A 19,196-nucleotide genomic window follows, 5' to 3' on the forward strand; every position below is an offset into this window, starting at 1 on the left:
CTTTATTGAAAATAATTCGATATCCGAAGGAATTATTCCTCTTTTTCTACTATTTTTTCATCAAGAGGGAGGTGATGTTCGTAGTCTGGCTAAATTCAACTCCTAGCATCAAAGAAGTAATTCGTTTTCATACAGAATATCCTCAACCGCCTCTTTCATCAATTCGGGAAAATTGCTTGGGAAAAAGTGGCCTAAACCTTCTAGTACAATAAATTTGCATGGTATGTTGTGTACTTTGAAAATCGGGCGCAGTTCAAGTGTTTTTTGATAAAATGGGTCTTGATCTCCTGTAATGATGCAGCCTTTAACGTTTTCAAACCGCTTTTCTTTTAAAAGACTTTCAATTGAAGATACATCTTTAATCGCTGGAATGACGGCAATAAATCCTTTTATATTTGAAAGTGTATTGCTAAGGCTTAATTCAATCGATAATTTCCCTCCTTGGGAAGCTCCAGCAAGAATCGTGTGTTTTGCGTTATTTTTTTTCTGAAACTCTTTAAATGCTAGGGCGATTTCCTTATAGGCAATTACTTGATTATCCCAGCAATAGGAATGGTACCCATAGACCTGTGATGATTGAGGGAAACCGAAAAAATAGTTTTTTACCATATGATCGTTTAACCAATATGGAGCAAAATCTTTCACATTCGATGCCTTCCAATGCAATGAAAAGATCGCTGTTTCTGAATGGTTGTTCCCAAAGATAAAAAGGTGTGACTTGGAACTTTTTTTCTCTCTTTCGAATAGGGCCTCACATTTTTTCACGATCATTTGGAATTCTTTACGATTTTGTAAGCCTTTTAAATCAGGATCCTGAATGAATGTAGTAGGATGCCACCACACCCCTTGTTGGATCCCCTCGTTCAAAACTTTAATTGCAGTTTCCGCTTGGTCTTGACTGGCAAAAAAGCAGGCTTTCCAAAAAGTGGTTTGAGCTAATTTTTCAGGAAATTCTTGCTGTGCTTTTTCCAAAAGTGAATAAGCAGCGGCCAAATTTTCATTTTCAACCAAACGAAAAAGCGCTTTTTGCAGTTCGACAAATTTCAATTCCACCCAAAGACACCTCCTAACATATTTTTTTGAAATTATACCATTCCCTTGACTACTTGGATTCATGATAGGTGCAAAAATTTCAGTCTATTTAAAAAAGCAGGCACCTGAAAAAAAGATACCTGCTTCATTGTTGGTGCTGGGAAAATCGATTTTGATTTTTTTCAGGCTTTACTTTCCTTCACCTCCGGATCCATTTCCGCTAATTGTTCAAAATTCTTTTTAAAACGGTCTGCCAATTCATTTGCTTGAAGGTCATAGGCCAATTTATCTTCCCACGTGCTGCGAGGATTTAAAACATTCCAAGGTACCCCCGGACAAAATTCAGGTATAAAGAGGCCGAATATCGGATCAGGGTTAAACGCAAACTTTTCCAATTCACCCGTGATCGCAGCTGTGATCATGGCACGCGTAAACGATAAGTTCATCCGCTTCCCAATGCCATATGGCCCGCCGCTCCATCCAGTGTTCACGAGATAAACTCTCGTATTGTGCTGGTCAATTTTTTCACCGAGAAGTTTGGCGTATACACTTGGCTTTAATGGTAAGAAAGGGGCTCCAAAGCAGGTGGAAAAAGTCGCTTCAGGCTTTGTGACGCCTCTTTCGGTTCCAGCGAGCTTGCTTGTATAGCCGGAAAGAAAATGATACATGGCTTGCTCTTTCGTCAGTTTGGAAATCGGCGGCAGCACACCAAATGCATCTGCCGTTAGAAAAATGATAACGTTCGGATGACCGGCGAAACTTGGAATTATAGCATTTTCAATATGATGGATTGGATAGGCGACACGCGTATTTTCGGTTAAACTCGTATCATCGTAATCGGGTTCCCGTGTTTCGTCATTAATGGGAACATTTTCAAGTACCGCGCCAAAACGAACGCTATTGTAGATTTGCGGCTCCCTTTCCGCTGTTAGGTGGATGCACTTCGCATAACAGCCGCCTTCGATGTTGAATACCCCCGCATCACACCAACCGTGTTCATCATCGCCAATCAAATAGCGATTTGGATCAGCAGATAAGGTAGTTTTTCCGGTACCCGAAAGACCAAAAAACAGGGCGACATCGCCTTTTTTGCCAACGTTTGCCGAGCAATGCATTGAAAGAACGTTTTTTTCAGGTAGTATCGTATTCATCACGCTAAAAATCGATTTTTTCATTTCACCCGCATATTCTGTACCGCCAATTAACACGAGTCTTTTTTCAAAATTAACAATAATAAACGTTTCGGATTTCGTTCCATGCACGGAGGGATCCGCATGGAAACCTGGAGCAGATACAATCGTAAATTTGGGTTGATGATGCTTTATGTCTTCTTCAGTTGGCCGAATGAAGAGCTGATGGGCAAATAAATTATGCCAAGCGTATTCATTCACAACCGTAATCGGCAGCCGGAACAGAGTGTCAGCACCTGCAAAGCCGTCAAAGACAAAAATTTCTCTTTCTGATAAATAATTGAGGACATCGCTGTAGAGGAGATTGAATTTGGCCGGATCGAAGGGTTGATTGACGTTTCCCCAGGCGATTTTGTCGGCAAATAGTGATCCAGGTACAATAAATTTATCCTTTGGCGACCTTCCTGTATATTTCCCGGTTACCACTCTTAATGCACCTGTGTTTGTGAGTGTTCCTTCGCCGCGTTTAATTGCAGCTTCAATCAGCTTTGGTACAGACACGTTCCGATAGACAGTAGAGCTCTCCAATACTTTCTCAAGCGTTAACCCTGTTTTGGTTTTCATAAAAACTCCACCTCTTTGATTGAGTTAAAAAACCTTTCTTGAGAAAATTATATGCCAAAAGCGGGAAAATTTGTGAAGTGTTTCACAAATATTCACAAACACTTCAAAAAAATTAGTCTTTAAAATTACAAAAATCAAAACTAATGAAAGGAACTCATTCAAGAGGATCATTTTCATGGTAGTATTAATCGAAATAATGAGTATGTTTTTGGAGATAATTCCCAGATGTTTAAAAAAGGCTGAAAAGAGAAAGCTTTTCCTCTTTTCAGTCAGTGTATTATGCGGTTTTCGAAATGATTTGTTTACTTTCTAGTAATCTTCTTGATTCTTCATTAGCAGGTTGATATCCTTTTTCAATCAATTCCTTGATATAAATTTTATTGTAAACAAAGGAAAATACTACACCGCTTACCCAAGCTCCAATGCCAAGGGTAAATGACCCCAACACAAGCTCAATTACAACCAATATTGCAGCCCATTTTAAGTCACCGCGGAATAAGGCTGGAAAAAAGCCGAAGAAGAAAGTTGTCCAGCTGAATCCTACTTTTACTTCTTTTGTTACACCACCAGAATTTTTTAACAAAGCTTTCATTACCGAAACCTCCTTTATCAATTATTAGGAAAAGCGTGTAAAGATTATTGAAAGGAATAAGACCTATGTATAAATTTTCGCTTTTCCACTTTAATAGAATACCACAAATTATCCATAATGGTAATAATATCAAAGGGAAACAATGGGTTAAGTGTTTATAAATTCATGAATTTTTAACATTTTCTTGGATATTGTTTGATACTCAAGTAATCGTTGTGAAAGAGATTTGGCCTCATAAATGATATAATATGTTGTAGAAAAACATTGTTTCAGCGAAGCGGGTGAACGATTTGGACAGGCTCCTATTTAAAGTGAATAGAGAATTGTTTGATTTAAATGCGATGGAAATGGATCCGGTGTTGATCCACTTTTTTAAAAAAATCGATATTGCCGGGCAGTCGTTTGAAATGGAAAATGACAAAGGCGTACGCCGGAAGTTCTCAATTGATTGGAATGAATTGCTGCTGCAAGGAAGAGGAATCAAAGGTTTTTTCTCTCCGTATTCATCAGAAGTGTTAGCCATTGAATGTACAGATGACGGCAGAATCTACGTAACACCTCCTGTTCGCATAACTAGCGACTCTCTTGGCAAAGAAATAGTTAATAAAGAACACAGCAAAGAGGTGTTAGGCGCGCTAGCCGGTTTTTCGAATCATCCCGACAAATGGTTTCAATTGTACCAAATCTCCAAAACGTTCAAAGTCGCTGCCAGTCAAGAAGAGTTGATTTGTCTGCCCTATGTCCGGGAAATTGAGGCGTTTGACTACCAAATTAATACCGCAAAAGCAGTTATTAACCGCTTTAAAGGGCGTGTATTATTAAGTGATGAAGTGGGACTTGGCAAAACAGTCGAGGCCGGGCTAACGATGCTTGAATATATTATGCGTGGCTTGGTCAAGAAAGTTTTAATTCTCGTTCCTCCCTCACTCGTTGGTCAATGGGAAAATGAAATGAAAAGGAAGTTTAACCAAGACTTTATCCGGGCAGATCATGCCGATTTTAAAAACATGGGAGAAAAAGCATGGGCATACTTCCCAAAAGTAATTGCATCCATCGACATGGCGAAACGCAAAAATCACCGCGAAGCCATTTTTGCGCAGCATTATGATTTAGTGATCGTCGATGAAGCTCACCATCTAAAAAACAGGGCGACACAGAAATGGCAGTTTGTAAACGGAATTAACAAAAAATATATTTTCCTGCTAACGGCAACCCCTGTACAAAACCATCTCGAGGAACTGTACAATTTAATCACACTGTTAAAACCTGGGCAATTACGAACGTATAGCTATTTTAAAAAGAATTTCGTTGAAAGCAAGGATGGAATAGAGGTCAAGAATGCCGATAAATTGAAGAACTTGCTGGCGGATGTGATGATCCGCAACAAACGCAGCAATGTCGATGTCAAGTTTACCAAACGATTTGCCTATACGAAAACCGTTGCTCTTTCAACAGAAGAAAAGCTTCTCTATGATGACATGAGCAACTTTATTCGCCAGTATTACAACAAGCAGCATCCTGTCTTCAACCGTTTTTTGCTTAAAACGCTTCAAGAGCAAATCGGCAGTTCCATGGTTGCCGTTGTTCCTTCCTTAGAGAGGCTTGTAGTGAACGGCAAATTATCTGAATTTGATCGCAAAAAAATTGACCGATTTCTTCACCAAGCCACTGCCATTGTTCAAAACAACGGTGAAAAGAACAGCAAACTTGATGAACTTGTCGCGATCCTCGAACGTTTTAACGATAAAATGCTTATTTTTACAAAATTTGCTTCAACACAGGCCTATTTAAGTAAAATGCTCAAAGAACGTGGCTTTCAAGTGGCAGAGTTTCATGGCGGCTTGCGCCGAAAGGAAAAAGAAGAGCAAATTGCTTACTTTCGCGAAAAGGCAGATGTGCTCGTTAGTACGGAGGTAGGCGGAGAAGGGCGGAATTTACAATTTTGTCACGGGATGATTAATTTTGACTTGCCATGGAATCCAATGGCGATTGAACAGCGAATTGGGCGGATTCACCGGATTGGCCAAGAACGCGATGTGTATGTCTACAACCTCGCATCCAGCGACACGATTGAGTACTATATATTGGATTTATTGGATCGAAAAATTAACATGTTTGAACTGGTCGTTGGTGAGGTCGATGCGATTCTCGGTGACATTGAAGAAAAGGAAGATTTTTCGGAACTGGTGATGAATGCCTGGGTAAATGCTGAATCAATGGAAGAAGTGGAATCTGAACTGGATCAAATTGGCCAAGTGCTTCTTGAAAATAAACAAAAGCTGGCAAAGCAAAAGCAGTTAGATCAGGATTTGTTCTAAGATGGAGGTGTTACGATGCAATTGCAGCAATTTGTTACGGAAGTGATGGAGGAAATCGGCGGGATCGTCGAGCCCCTAGAATATGCGTTGTGCAGTGTGCTCATTCCTGAACCTTATACATCTTACTTTCAAAACCGGTCGGAAATGTTACTAGCCTTTGATTTTGAAGTGGCTCAAGAAAATCCGGAGGCTGAATTTGTGACATTTGGAAGTTATATATTGGAGCAAGTCCTCGTCATTTTGGAAAAACAGGCAGTGAGCACGCTCCGCTTTGCGGAGGTCGAGCGCTTAGAGGTCGGTAACTCTTTGAAAAAAATTTCGGAGTTCCTGCTAAATGAGCATGGCCGGATCAAGATTGAAGAGGAAAGGCCAGTTTTGGGAATTTGGGCGGTGTTCAATTATCAACTATCCTACATTTCAGATGAAAAAATGGAAAAGACCGATCAAGTTTGGGTGAATTTACTGACAGGTGAAATTAGCTTGACAATGAAGGAAGAGCAAAATCGCATTGTCTATAAGCAAAAGCCGCTGTATACCTATCCGGTACCCGTTCAAATAGATCTCTCCAAAGCATTGAGCATCGCTACCGATTTTTTGAAAGAACAGGCAGAACAAGAAAAGAATACTGAATCACAATCAGTTGCCTACAAAAAAGATGTCATGAGAATTACAAACTATTATATGGATCTACTAGCGGAAAATGAAAAGCGGGGAAGACGAGCAGGACTTAGCGAGGAGAAGCAAAAAGAAATAAAAGCAAAGTCTGCTGCGATTGAACTTGAACGGGACAAGCAGCTGCAGGATATTTACAACAAATACCATGAACAAACGGAAATACGGCTGGATAATGGAATTTTGTATTTTATTCCGCTGTTAGAATTTAAAGTGGCTATTGAATTCAGGAGCGACCACACGCAAAGAATACTTTACTATAATCCAATTACAAAGCAGTTTTTTGAAAGGCGTGTCGAAACGGCAATGGTTTAAGTTTGACAAGATGATGGATTGAATCTGTAAATTCGCCATATGGTAAAATAAATGACAAATCTGCAGGTAAAAGGGGATGGAAAAATGGGATTAGCTGAGAAGCACATGGTCTCATTCGACGAGTTTCTAAAGATGCGGGAAACAAGCGAAAACAGGTTCGAATATATTGATGGGACTGTTTATATGTCACCATCTCCCTCAACAAAGCATCAAAGGGTATCGGAAAACCTGCAATTAAAGCTCGGAATATTTCTTGAATTTTCTAAGCGGAAAATGTAGCGGGTTGGAACATCTTCACCAATGTGGAGGTGTTTTTTGTTCAATCCAATTACCCTTTAATCCCTTTAACACGAACATTACGATAAAATTTCTAATAAATGTTCATATTTTGCTTGATTCTCGATTGTAAATTTGTTATATTAGCAAAGTAATAATCTTAAATATCATAACTCGTATATGCTCGGTAATATGGTCTGAGCGTCTCTACCTGGTTCCCAATGAAAGAACCGGACTACGGGGTGAAGTATTTGGCTGTCTGTTTTTTGGAAACAGCCAGTTCATAATTGGCATATCATTTTGCCCAATTATCAATACTTTAACTTTCGTAGGTCTAGAGGGGTAGAAACGATTTCTACATTTCTGGACTTTTTTATTTGGGAAAAATTCATCGAGTGACGAACAACAGTGGGAGGAGTGGTTATTTTGAAAAAGAAAATGCGATGGAATTCTGTCTTGCTCGCAGCAGTTGTTGTCCTTTTGCTATCGTTTGCAGTGGAAAAATCCGCTTTTCAACAGCCAACGAAAGCTGAAGGCGCCCAATGGCCGATCATCATTGAAGGGGCCATGCCAATCGAAGCTGAAAATTTTGCTCAACGGTTAGAAAAAGTAAAGCAAGAACAATCGGGGAATTTTGTGTTTTACAAAGGAACTTTAAATAAATACCCTGTCATTGTCGTTAAAACAGGGAAAGGGATGGAGAATACAGCAGCTGCAACAACGCTTGCGATTGAAAAATACAACCCGGTTGCCATCATCGACCAAGGGACGGCCGGAGGGCACGATCCGAATTTAAACGTATTTGATATTGTTTTAGGAAAAAGGGTAACCAATATCGGTTCATTAAAAACTGAACCGAAAGATAAAAACCAAGGAATGGATCCGTCTCAATGGATTCCAATGGACTTAATGGCTTCTGAAGGAAGCGGGTCCGATGCCAATGCTGAAAAAATCCGTTACTATGATGGTGATAGCGGCCTGCTTGCAGCTGCAAATGCGGTGAAAGAGAAATACACAAAGGGGAAAGTGGTAGAAGGGACAATCGGTTCTGCAGACGTTTGGAACAATGAAGTGGACCGGATTAACTGGTTCCATACCACATATGGTACTTCTGCTGAAGAGATGGAAGGGGCTGCAGCCGCGCAAATGGCTAAAGCGTATAATGTGCCGTTTTTGGATATTCGGATTCTGTCCAATAATAAAACAAACGGTGGCAAGTACAACCCGAACACCGCAGTAGCTAACCAAGAATTTGTTTACGAAGTCGTGAAAAAATATATCGCTTCAATAAAAAAAGAAAAATAGGGTCCAGACTTCCGTATGGGAGCAAATGGGTTTGACCCGTTGAACAAATATGCTAGAATTTAAAATTATCGTACAATGATTTAAACATGCAATGATCGTTATGGGGAAAAACTATAGCGGGAGCAATTTCTGGAGAGTCCGCAAATTTTGCGGCGCCGAAGGGTTCACAATCTCAGGCAAAAGGACAGAAGTATAAGAAGATTGTTTTGCTATTCTTCCGGATAGTATAAGACGATTTTCTATTCTGACGTCGAAAGAGATTGGAGCATACCAATCTCTTTTTTTTTTTACACTATCATTAAGGGGGAATGAAACGTGGCACAGCAAGAGCTAAAAAGAGATCTAAAAAATCGGCATGTTCAACTAATAGCGATTGGGGGCACGATCGGGACAGGCTTATTTTTAGGATCAGGTAAAGCAATTCAATTGGCAGGGCCTTCTATTTTATTCGCTTATCTGATTGTCGGAATTGCGGTCTTCTTCGTCATGAGGGCTTTAGGTGAATTGCTTCTATCAAATGCCGGCTATCAATCGTTTACGGATTTTGCCACCGATTATATCGGGCCGTGGGCTGGTTTTGTAACAGGATGGACGTATTGGTTTTGCTGGATTATGACGGCAATGGCGGATATTATCGCTGTTGGGGTGTACGTACGATATTGGTTTAATATTCCGCAATGGATTCCCGCGTTGGTCATTTTAATTATTTTGCTGGGCTTTAATTTATTGACAGTCAAACTTTTTGGAGAGTTAGAGTTTTGGTTCGCTATCATTAAAGTCATTACGATTCTTGTTTTGATTAGTATTGGTGTTGTTTTGCTTATTGCCGGCTTTAAAACAGAAGCAGGATCGGTTTCGGTGAAAAATCTTTGGTCTTATGGGGGCATGTTTCCGAATGGGGTATCCGGGTTTTTATATTCCTTCCAAATGGTTGTCTTTGCGTTTGTGGGGGTTGAATTAGTCGGTGTATCAGCTGCGGAAACTTCCAATCCGAAAAAGAACATCCCATCTGCCATTAATAAGATTCCGGTAAGAATCCTGTTTTTCTATGTGGGAGCACTTTTCATTCTCTTAACGATTAACCCATGGAACGAATTAAATGCAGCAACAAGCCCGTTTGTCAAAACATTCAGTTTAGTCGGGATTCCGATTGCCGCAGGTATTATTAATTTTGTTGTCTTAACATCTGCAGCATCGGCATGCAATAGCGGTTTGTTTTCGACGAGCCGGATTTTATATAACTTAAGCATCCATCAAGAAGGGCCGGCCAATTTTGCCAAATTAAATAAGAATAAAGTCCCGAGCAACGCTTTGGTGACTTCCGCTATCGTCCTTTCTGTTGGCGCCCTTTTGAGCAAAATCATTCCGGAGCAGGCTTTCGGAATTGTGACAACGATTAGCGCCATTTGTTTTATTTGGGTCTGGGGAATCATTTTGGTTTCACATTTACGCTATACAAAAACACGCCCGGATTTACGAAAAAAATCGATTTTCAAAGCGCCTTTAACACCATTTATGAACTATGTTGTCCTTGCGTTGTTTGTTTTTATCTTAGCGATCATGCTGTTTGCTGAATCAACTCGTGCCGCCTTATTGCTGACACCTGTATGGTTTATCGTATTGTTTATTTTGTATTTTGCAAAAAGAAAAATGGTTGCTAGTTTAGAATAAGTAGTGTGTAGGTCGAATTCTTCTTGAAATGCGTCGAATTCATCTGAAAGTGCGTCGAATTCATCGGAAAGTGCGTCGAATTCCATCGGAAGTGCGTCGAATTCATCGGAAAGTGCGTCGAATTCATCGGAAAGTGCGTCGAATTCATCTGAAAGTGCGTCGAATTCATCGGAAAGTGCGTCGAATTCCATCGGAAAGTGCGTCGAATTCATCGGGAAGTGCGTCGAATTCCACCGGAAAGTGCGTCGAATTCATTGGAAAGTGCGTCGAATTCATCGGGAAGTGCGTCGAATTCCACCGGAAAGTGCGTCGAATTCATTGGAAAGTGCGTCGAATTCATCGGAAATGCGTCGAATTCCATCGGAAGTGCGTCGAATTCATCGGAAAGTGCGTCGAATTCATCGGGAAGTGCGTCGAATTCATCGGGAAGTGCGTCGAATTCCACCGGAAAGTGCGTCGAATTCATTGGAAAGTGCGTCGAATTCATCGGAAAGGAAGTCGAATTCCTGTCATCCCGTAAGGTTGACGCAAGTAAAAAGAAAAAGCTCAGCTGATTTTTAATACAGCCGAGCTTTTTTTATCTTTTTAGAAGGCGATAATCATCCCGTTTTTCCCAGCATAGGTTCCCATGGTCGCTCCCATCTCATTTACGATGACTTCTTTTGGCTGAAACCGGTTCAGGAGTTCCTGCTTCATTACTTCGGCTTCATCTAAATTGCCAGTGTGAGTAATCCCAAAAGTGACAGTGGAAAAGTCCATCCCTCTTTCTTCAATGATTTCAATGACTCTACTAAGCAATTTACGCTTTCCGCGAACTTTTTCAAGGATTTCCACTTTTCCTCCATTCACTCGCTCTAAAATAACCTTAATATTGAGGATTTTGGCTAATGAACCTTGAAACCTGCTAAGGCGCCCTCCTTTTACGATATTTTCCAATGTGTCCAGCAAAACAAGAATATTCATCTTTTCTCTGTAAACGGTTAAGTCTGCAATGATTTCTTGAATGGAATACCCTTTTTCTGCAAGGTCAGCCGCACGGATCACTTGCATTCCATGACCAATTGATCCGGCCAGTGTATCAAAAATGGTGACATTTGCATTGGATAACTCTTTTCCAATGCATGCGGATTGATAGGTTCCACTCAATCCGGACGAAATGGTGAAACATAACAGTTCTGTATCTTTCTCGAATTTACTAAAAGTATCAGCAAAAACAGCCGGTGATGGCTGGGAAGTTTTCGGGAGTTCATCCGCAGCAAACATTTTTGTAAAAAATTGTTCCGGCGTCAAATCGATTTTTTCCAAATAGTCCTGCCCCTCAATTGTAACCGTCAACGGGACGATTGTTAGATCATAACGTCTTACCAATTCCCATGGTATATCTGCCGAACTGTCAGTAATGATTTTAATCATTCTCACAAAACCCCCTTGAATTCAGTATAACAGTTCAAAGTGTAATGTAGCTATGTGGGTTGGAACGGAGAATAATTTGTAAACAACTTGAGATTAAGGGAAAAATAAATAGGAATACTGCTAAAATAGGATTAAAACAAGGAGCTGTTACAGTGGATAAAATAACATGGTAGAAAAAGACTTCAACGATGGGGAACTCTTAATTGCAGAACGGGATATAGCTCAGCTGAAAGTTCCTAATTATATTGAAAATGCATACATATACAGAGTTCAATAAAGTTGCAAACTACTGGTTATACTAAAAAATTGTCCAGTTTTCTCTTGTGATTATCGGGTTTTATGGCGGAGTGGGTGCGGTGTTTAAAAAGAATAAAAAATTTAATCACTCATATTAGCTGTATTGCATTGATTGGAATCCTAGCGGAAATGGCTAGGATTCTGCATTTTTAAATAAATTGAATCCCCTCTATACAAAGGAAGGTCTAGATCATTTGTAGCAATTCTTCAATTATTATTTGTTCGTTAGTTGCTTTCGACTTTTTTTTATACGCCATCAATAAACCGTATAGCCATTCATATACGTCATCTGAAATATGTTCAATGATTTCAGAATTACTTTCATTCAAAAATGTTTGGACTCCTTTCAAAAATCCCAATCCAAACAATTTAAATTCTGTTAACATATGTAAACCTTTAAATCGATCCATTTGGGTTGCAAAAGGTTTAAGCGTCTCTTCAATTACCTCATAGGCAGCTTCTGCTGGTTCGACATATTTAAAGCGGCGGGATCCAGGCCGTTCATAAATATCATCTAGCGTCAATTTATCTAATGCCTGGTATACTTCCGCAGCAAGCGAATCAACATTGATTTTGAGTAGGTGTTTTTGTACCTTTTCCTCAAGTTTTTTTGCAAGAGAGAGGTCTTCTTCAGCAATAATATGTAATAATTGCCTCGATTCTTTCTCTGTTAACATGGTTAAAAGTGAATTCATCTAGTTTTATCCTTTCGTTTTTTGCTACAAAGTTTATCGATAATTCCAAAACCAGTCATTATAGTCATCCAATAAAGTAAAATTCGAATCATTTTCTCTAAGCTCTAATTCTGCTATAGAGATGTACAGCTTTTTTCTACCTTGTTTGGCTTCGCAAATTATTCCGTAAAAATCATCGTAATCTTCCGTTAGCTTGATCACCTTTACGTGGTTCTCCTTTGTTGCAAAAGGTCCAACTTCACGGCTATAAGTTGCTTCGAAGGGAAACACTAATTGGGTTTTTAAATAATGAAAGTATAGTTATAGTGTTGTATCTGTAACTTGGGGAAGATTCTCTTCACTGTAATTTTCTTCAATCCCTAGAATTGCACCGACTCTTTTTTTCCAGTCTTCAGCCACTTTATGGCACCTCATCCAAATTAATAGCATTGTCATTTAACGGTTTCCACATAGACTTCCCTATTCATTATATCAGCAATGTCAAAAGGTAGCAGTTAAAAATTCATTTTAACTAATTGCTGTTATTCACTTAAGGATTTACAAAAGTTTACTTGCATTTAATATTCTATTAATAATTCGTGATTATCATAAAACCATAAACTGAATAGATACGGTTACAAATTGAGAGATCTTAAATCGAATGGATGAAGGGAATTTGATTTAAGATTTTTCTATTTCTTTTCATTCAGTGCAAGCATACAAAGAATTAGATACTGTACGAAGTTCTGAAAAATAAAAAAACAGGGTGATGACGTATGAAAAAAGAAATTTGTTATTCGGATTTACCGCTGATTACGAATGATGTTTTCGAAAACATGAATAAACTAATTGCTATGGACGCGGATAAAGTTGAATTGTTAATGGATGGCGATAAATGGGATGAAATGGAGCGGCTGTTTGCTGATTTTGCCCCGAAGTTAAAAGCATTGCCTGTCGGCTATACCGTTCATCCGCCAGCATGGGATACGAATCTAACAAGTGAAAATCAAGCGATTCGCGAAGCATCTTTTAGCGAATATAAGAAAGCCATTGAGTTTGCGTCGATGATTGAAGCAGACCATGTTGTCATTCATCCTGGCTTTTGTTTCTCACCTGTTTTTAATAAGGAGCTTGCAAAAGAACGGGCAATCGTATCAATTCAGCGGTTAGCCGAAGTCGCCAAACCTTTAAATGTGAAACTTGTGATCGAAAATGTCGGATATAATGGGAGCTCCTTATTCACTCAAGAGGAATTCACCAGATTTCTAGATTCCTTTGATGAGACGGTTGGGTACTTAATTGATGTGGGACACGCCCATTTAAATCATTGGGATATTCCCAAGCTGATAAGGGAAACAAAAGGTCGACTTCTGGCGCTGCATCTACACGATAATAACGGAGAAGCAGACGAACACTTACCAATTGGCGAAGGAACCATTCAATGGGAAGGAATTTTTTCCGCAATGAAAGAGGTGCCAGACCATTGTCAGTTAATTTTAGAATATGCTCCAAAAACATCATTAGAAAAACTGCGAGATGGGAAAGAACTTCTATTAAAAGAGGTTTTGCAACAAAAGGTGGAGTAATCGTTTGGTAAATATTCATGATTTTGATGCATTCTGCTTTGATTTAGACGGGACGATTTATGTAGGGGATCAACTTTTGCCCGGTGTAAAGGAAACAATTGATCACTTAAGAGAAGCGAACAAAAAAATTCTATTTATTACAAATTCGCCGACATTAACGAGAGCGGATTGCCAAAAGCGGTTAATTCGAATGGGGATTGCGGCTGATCTTGAAGAAGTGCTGACAGCGACTTTTCTATCAGCTCTCTATTTTCAGGAAAACCATCCGCAGGCCTCTATTTTTGTCGTTGGCGAAAAAGCGCTTGAGGAAGAGCTGAGTCATATAGGACTTCATGCGACGAAGGATCCTATGAAGGCAACACATGTCCTTGTCGGTATGGATCGTGATTTTACGTACGAGAAGCTGAATCTGGCAATGAATGCGGTTCGCAATGGCGCAAGCCTCGTTTTGACCAATCCCGATCCAGCTTGCCCAGTTCCCGGCGGATATATCTCCGACACGATGGCGATTGCACGAGCTATTGAAGCTGCATCCGGCAGGCCAATTGATCATGTCGTTGGGAAACCATCACCTTTTTATGCCAAAAAAGTGCTTGAACGATTGCAGCTTCCGGCCGATCGCTGCCTGATTATTGGCGACCGCCTCGAAACAGATATTATGCTGGGAAAAGCCGATAATTTCCGAACTTGCCTTGTTTTAACAGGATCATCTTGTAAAGAAGATGTTGGAAGGGTAAAAATCTTTCCCGATTATATTGTAGAAAACTTGGAAATCTTTTTTTCAAAAAGAAGGAGAAGGCGTTCGATTTCCATTTAAAAATTGCTTATTTTCTCCTGAAAAAGGGTATGAAACTAAACAACCTTTCGAAAGGAGGGAGTGCGCAAACCAGTGGTACAACAACATTCATGAGGGAGGTGGCACTTCGTGAAATTGGAAGTAAAATGTGATGTTGAAAACTGCAAATACTGGGCACACGGGGACCAATGTGTTGCGGATTCCATCTATATCATCGGCCTCCACGGCGAAAAAGCAGCAAATGTCGGAGAAACAGCTTGCAAAACATTTGAACATCGAGAATAAATAGGGAACTTTCTTTTGAGCTGGACGTAAAGAAATCGTCCAGTTTTTTTCTGCCGTTATTTGGCTTCAAATTCTTTTAAAAAAACTTATACTAATAGAAAACAAACTATTTTTGCGGAGGAACGGTATGGGAAAAACATTCGCTAATTTAAAATCAAAAGCAAGAAAGCTCAAGCAGGATCTTTTTGTTTTAGTAGAGGCATATAAACATCCGGCGACGCCGTTATATGTTAAAATACTGGCGGTCATGATTGTGGCATATGCTTTCAGCCCGATTGATTTAATCCCGGATTTTATTCCAGTGCTTGGCTATTTGGATGATCTGATACTTTTGCCACTCGGAATCATGCTCGTATTAAAATTAATTCCGAAAGAGATCCTGGAGGACTGTCGGGAAAAAGTGGAAAAGTCTGAAAAAGTGAAAAAGAAAAATTGGGTTGCAGGAGCAATCATTTTGCTGCTTTGGGCAGGGATCCTTTATTGGATCGTTGTACTGATTTTAAACAAGACAACTTGATTAAGTCTACAAAGATTGGAAATAATTATACTATGAACAGAACAAAATGGGAGTTGAATCCTCCTTTGAACTGTGTTTCTATTTAATTATGGAAAAAAGAGTGAAGAGCCGGAAACGCACGAACCATCCCCGTGTTTCCAATGGAGGGTAAGAAGTGGGAAACTTATTAACGGAGAGAACGATTAAGGATTTGGTTACGGATGCAATTTATCGCCGCGGCAATTCTTATTTTAGACAGGGTCGTGTACGAGATTTGTTTTTTGATTTTTCGAGGGGAATTTGGCATGCAAAAGTAAAGGGATCCAAGACCTATAAGGTTGAGGTTCGAATTAATGAAGATGGGATCGAGGGGGATTGCAATTGTCCGGCGTTTGATCAATATTGGCATCCATGCAAACATATTACGGCCGTGCTCCTTGAAATCCTGGATAGTGAGTCAAGTAATTCGGAAGATTCCGAGACTTATTCAATGTATGTTCGGCAACAGGAAAGGGATCAAGAACGGCAACGGGAATTGATGAAAGAAAGGCAGCGGGAACTAATAAAGCAGCAACAAGAAAGGCAAAATCAATATGTCAAACAACTGACAGAGCAGTTTATCCAAAGTTTTGCCCTTTCCCGGCAAGAAACGGTGGATTCAGCGCCCAATCGACCGAAAGAACCACTGCTGGTGGAATGGATTTGTAAGATCACCAAACCATATTATACCGGGAAGCCGATGATTTCCATTGAAATGAAAGTTGGCTTAAAACGCCCGTATGTGGTGAAAAAAATAAAAGAGTTTTTAAAAACTATTCAAGCGCAAAACCAGTACGTTTTTACGAAAAATTTTACGTATGATCCGACGGAGCACAAATTTATCGAGGAAGACGAAGAAATCATTCAATTGCTGCAAAATGCATTGAAGCAGGAAGAAATTTATCAGGAATTGCAATCTTCCCATTTCTATTATGCTTCGTCGACCGATGAGCGCTATCTGATTCTTTCGCCAATGATTGCCGACGAAGTGTTGCGATTGCTAGAAAAAGGAAATGTTCGGTTTGAAAATCGCGATAATGCGTTTGATCAAATCGAGCTAAGGGATAGCGAATTACCTTTAGCACTTCAACTTGATAAAGGAAAACAAGCTGGATTTCAACTCGATTTATCCGAATTTCTCTTTCTTGATTATTTAGAGCATTATGGATATGTCCTTAAGGACAATGTTTTCAACAAACTTACCATCAAGCAGCAAGCCATCATTAAAGAAGTAACCCAATTAGTGGCCAAAACGAATAATCCGCTGTTGCCAATTGATCAGAACCAAATTGAGCCCTTTCTTACGCATGTGGCACCGAAGATCAATACGGTAGGAAATTTAAAGATTGCCAGCTCCATTTCAAACCAAATCATGAAGTTTCCTTTAGAAGCAAAGGTATTTGTGGATCATGTGGATGGTTTGCTTCATGTCTCGCTAGAATACCATTACGGTGAGAACAAAATCGATCCGTTTGAGCCTTCCAATGAAAACAACGGAAAAAGCACGATTATCGTGCGTGATGCTGAAAAAGAACAGGCGATTATGGATCTAATGGAGTCGGCTGATCTAAAATTCAACGGAGAACTGCTCTATGTTAACGAGGAAGAAGGAATGTTTGATTTCCTATTTGAAACACTCCCGCAGCTGGAGGACAAGGCAGAGATTTACTTAACGAATCGGGTAAAATCGGTTATTTTTCCAAAAGAGCACGCACCCGTTACGACTGTTGATGTTGATTCATCGGGCAACTGGTTGGATATAAGTTTTACAATGGATGGAATTGGCGAAGAAGATATCCAAAACATTTTGCAAAACGCGGTGGAGAAGAAAAAGTTTTATCGCCTGCCGAATGGTGCGTTCGTATCGTTGGAAACAGAGGAATTCCAAACGATTCAAAACATAATGGCTGAATTTCATCTTAAACCATCACACTTGAAAAAAGATTCCCTCAAGCTCCCATTATATCGAGGGATGCAGTTGGAAGAGCTGGCTGGTCAAAATCAAGGCAATGTCAAATATGGAAAGCAGTTCCGTCGCCTGTTGAACCGGATCAAAAACCCGGAAGAACTCGAATTCGAGGTGCCTGAATCGCTTCATGCCGAGCTAAGAGACTACCAGAATTATGGTTTCCAATGGTTAAGCATGCTGAAATTTTACCAGTTTGGGGGGATTTTAGCAGATGATATGGGGCTTGGTAAAACGCTGCAAAGCATTGCGTTTCTTTTATCGGAAAAAGAAAGAACGAAGCAAGTGAAGCCAGCGTTAATCGTGGCGCCAGCATCGCTGATCTATAACTGGAAAAATGAATTTCAAAAGTTTGCCCCATCATTAAGTGTGGAGGTAGTGGCGGGCGCACCGCAAGAAAGAATGGACATGCTGCAGCAAGCTGCCGTACCGGATGTTTGGATTACCTCCTATCCTACTTTAAGGCAGGACATTGAGCATTATGCGAAGCACGCATTTCATACAATGATTTTGGATGAGGCGCAAACGATTAAAAATTATGCAACAAAGGCCGCGAAGGCGGTAAGAGACATTCAAACCGAAACGTGCTTTGCTTTGAGCGGCACACCGATTGAAAATTCGGTGGATGAGCTGTGGTCGATTTTTCAAACAATCATGCCGGACTTTTTCCCAAGCCAAAAAGTTTTCCGCCAGCTGGAGCCGGAAAAGATTGCAAAAATGATACGGCCATTTTTGCTGCGGCGGGTGAAAAAGGATGTACTGAAGGAATTGCCGGATAAAATTGAAACAGTCGATTATTCCGAGCTTTCGAAAGAGCAAAAAGCATTATACCTTGCTTATTTGGAAAGAATCCAAGCGGAAACAAAAGAATCGCTGCAAGGAGAAGGATTCCAAAAAAGCCGGATCAAAATTTTAGCTGGTTTAACACGCTTGCGGCAATTATGCTGTCACCCTTCATTGTTTTTGGAAAATTACCAAGGAGACTCGGGGAAGCTGGAGCAATTAATGGAGATCGTTGGGAATGCTGTGGAAAACGGGCGCCGCTTGCTGATTTTCTCACAATTCACCAGCATGCTTTCGATCATCCGTTTGGCCTTGGCGGATGCTGGCCTAAGTTTCTTTTACCTGGACGGTCAGACCCCGTCAAAAGAACGGGTTCAAATGGTGGATCAATTCAATCAAGGGGAAGCAACTGTTTTTCTTTTATCGTTAAAAGCAGGCAATACCGGTTTGAATTTAACCGGAGCCGACACGGTCATCTTGTATGATCTTTGGTGGAATCCGGCTGTTGAAGAACAGGCGGCAGGACGCGCCCACCGCATGGGTCAGAAAAATGTCGTCCAAGTGATTCGCATGATTGCCCAAGGAACGATTGAAGAAAAAATCTACGAATTGCAACAAAACAAACGGGAACTGATCGAAACACTGATCCAGCCTGGCGACCAGGCGCTCTCAAGGCTCACCGAAGAAGACATCCGGGAGATTTTGAGTATCTAACAGCTTGCATATGGCGAGTGACAAAGGCAATGCCCTTAAGCGGGTATTGCCTTTTGTACTACGATCCGAATTGATATCGTAATTTACCATCCTCTTTTCCGTTCACAAACCCTTCACAAAGAAAACGGTTTAAGTGGATATTCAAATTTTAGTCACAAATTATGTGAAAATATTCACATTCTTGGTGCTATACTTTCAATATCAACACAGTA

Annotated in this window: 15 protein-coding genes, 2 pseudogenes and 2 riboswitches; of the genes and pseudogenes, 10 read left to right on the plus strand and 7 right to left on the minus strand. The window is 40.2% G+C overall.

The genetic code is table 11. From position 1 onward, the window contains the following. Window positions 1–108 precede the first annotated feature (108 nt). The 3 genes from ACQYAD_RS03130 to ACQYAD_RS03140 form a co-directional block, all read right to left on the minus strand. The gene (locus ACQYAD_RS03130) at window positions 109–1,053 is read right to left on the minus strand and encodes a DUF3089 domain-containing protein (RefSeq protein ID WP_430235447.1); all 945 of its coding nucleotides are present in this window, start codon (window positions 1,051–1,053) and stop codon (window positions 109–111) included. 161 nt (window positions 1,054–1,214) lie between these two features. After that, on the minus strand, window positions 1,215–2,786 hold the full coding sequence (gene pckA / locus ACQYAD_RS03135) for a phosphoenolpyruvate carboxykinase (ATP) (protein WP_430235450.1): 1,572 nt from the start codon (window positions 2,784–2,786) through the stop codon (window positions 1,215–1,217). A gap of 277 nt (window positions 2,787–3,063) precedes the next feature. Continuing rightward, window positions 3,064–3,378: a DUF2628 domain-containing protein gene (locus tag ACQYAD_RS03140; RefSeq protein WP_430235453.1), complete on the minus strand. Its 315-nt coding sequence runs from the start codon at window positions 3,376–3,378 to the stop codon at window positions 3,064–3,066. Window positions 3,379–3,701: 323 nt separating this feature from the next. Here ACQYAD_RS03140 and ACQYAD_RS03145 point away from each other — a divergent pair, with 323 nt between their 5' ends. The 5 genes and pseudogenes from ACQYAD_RS03145 to ACQYAD_RS03165 all read left to right on the plus strand — a co-directional run bounded on the left by ACQYAD_RS03145 (window position 3,702) and on the right by ACQYAD_RS03165 (window position 9,935). Next, a complete protein-coding gene (locus ACQYAD_RS03145) occupies window positions 3,702–5,696 on the plus strand; it encodes a DEAD/DEAH box helicase (RefSeq protein ID WP_430235456.1) in 1,995 nt (664 codons plus the stop codon). Between the two features lie 15 nt (window positions 5,697–5,711). After that, window positions 5,712–6,683 carry a hypothetical protein gene (locus tag ACQYAD_RS03150; RefSeq protein ID WP_430235459.1) on the plus strand — a complete coding sequence of 324 codons (972 nt, stop codon included), beginning with the start codon at window positions 5,712–5,714 and terminating at the stop codon, window positions 6,681–6,683. A 105-nt stretch (window positions 6,684–6,788) separates the two neighbouring features. Next, entirely contained in the window at window positions 6,789–6,962 is a 174-nt protein-coding gene (locus tag ACQYAD_RS03155; protein ID WP_430235515.1) for a Uma2 family endonuclease, read from the plus strand. 151 nt (window positions 6,963–7,113) lie between these two features. After that, window positions 7,114–7,217, plus strand: a riboswitch (purine riboswitch). A 279-nt stretch (window positions 7,218–7,496) separates the two neighbouring features. Beyond that, window positions 7,497–8,264: pseudogene (locus tag ACQYAD_RS03160) on the plus strand (5'-methylthioadenosine/S-adenosylhomocysteine nucleosidase); the annotation flags it as partial. A 119-nt stretch (window positions 8,265–8,383) separates the two neighbouring features. Next, window positions 8,384–8,462: riboswitch (glycine riboswitch) on the plus strand. Between the two features lie 117 nt (window positions 8,463–8,579). Next, the gene (locus ACQYAD_RS03165; protein ID WP_430235463.1) at window positions 8,580–9,935 is read left to right on the plus strand and encodes an amino acid permease; all 1,356 of its coding nucleotides are present in this window, start codon (window positions 8,580–8,582) and stop codon (window positions 9,933–9,935) included. A 208-nt stretch (window positions 9,936–10,143) separates the two neighbouring features. On the opposite strand, the gene ACQYAD_RS03170 is transcribed toward ACQYAD_RS03165, so the two are convergent. The 4 genes and pseudogenes from ACQYAD_RS03170 to ACQYAD_RS03185 form a co-directional block, all read right to left on the minus strand. Then, window positions 10,144–10,401, minus strand: coding sequence for a hypothetical protein (locus ACQYAD_RS03170; RefSeq protein ID WP_430235467.1), 258 nt, complete (start codon window positions 10,399–10,401; stop codon window positions 10,144–10,146). A 119-nt stretch (window positions 10,402–10,520) separates the two neighbouring features. Beyond that, entirely contained in the window at window positions 10,521–11,348 is an 828-nt protein-coding gene (locus tag ACQYAD_RS03175) for a DegV family protein (protein ID WP_430235469.1), read from the minus strand. Window positions 11,349–11,830: 482 nt separating this feature from the next. Beyond that, entirely contained in the window at window positions 11,831–12,340 is a 510-nt protein-coding gene (locus tag ACQYAD_RS03180) for a hypothetical protein (RefSeq protein WP_430235470.1), read from the minus strand. Window positions 12,341–12,373: 33 nt separating this feature from the next. Continuing rightward, window positions 12,374–12,619, minus strand: a pseudogene (locus ACQYAD_RS03185) (calcium-binding protein); the annotation flags it as partial. 476 nt (window positions 12,620–13,095) lie between these two features. Here ACQYAD_RS03185 and ACQYAD_RS03190 point away from each other — a divergent pair. The 5 genes from ACQYAD_RS03190 to ACQYAD_RS03210 all read left to right on the plus strand — a co-directional run bounded on the left by ACQYAD_RS03190 (window position 13,096) and on the right by ACQYAD_RS03210 (window position 18,984). Then, entirely contained in the window at window positions 13,096–13,905 is an 810-nt protein-coding gene (locus ACQYAD_RS03190) for a sugar phosphate isomerase/epimerase family protein (RefSeq protein ID WP_430235473.1), read from the plus strand. Between the two features lie 4 nt (window positions 13,906–13,909). Further along, a complete protein-coding gene (locus ACQYAD_RS03195; RefSeq protein WP_430235476.1) occupies window positions 13,910–14,722 on the plus strand; it encodes an HAD-IIA family hydrolase in 813 nt (270 codons plus the stop codon). Between the two features lie 108 nt (window positions 14,723–14,830). Continuing rightward, a complete protein-coding gene (locus tag ACQYAD_RS03200) occupies window positions 14,831–14,986 on the plus strand; it encodes a DUF1540 domain-containing protein (RefSeq protein ID WP_430235478.1) in 156 nt (51 codons plus the stop codon). Window positions 14,987–15,113: 127 nt separating this feature from the next. Beyond that, window positions 15,114–15,503, plus strand: a complete 390-nt coding sequence (locus ACQYAD_RS03205; protein ID WP_430235481.1) for a YkvA family protein — start codon at window positions 15,114–15,116, stop codon at window positions 15,501–15,503. A gap of 154 nt (window positions 15,504–15,657) precedes the next feature. Next, on the plus strand, window positions 15,658–18,984 hold the full coding sequence (locus ACQYAD_RS03210) for an SNF2 helicase associated domain-containing protein (protein WP_430235483.1): 3,327 nt from the start codon (window positions 15,658–15,660) through the stop codon (window positions 18,982–18,984). Window positions 18,985–19,196: the final 212 nt, after the last annotated feature.

This window comes from Neobacillus sp. SM06 (genome assembly GCF_050496765.1).
GTDB lineage: Bacteria > Bacillota > Bacilli > Bacillales > Cytobacillaceae > JAEVLT01.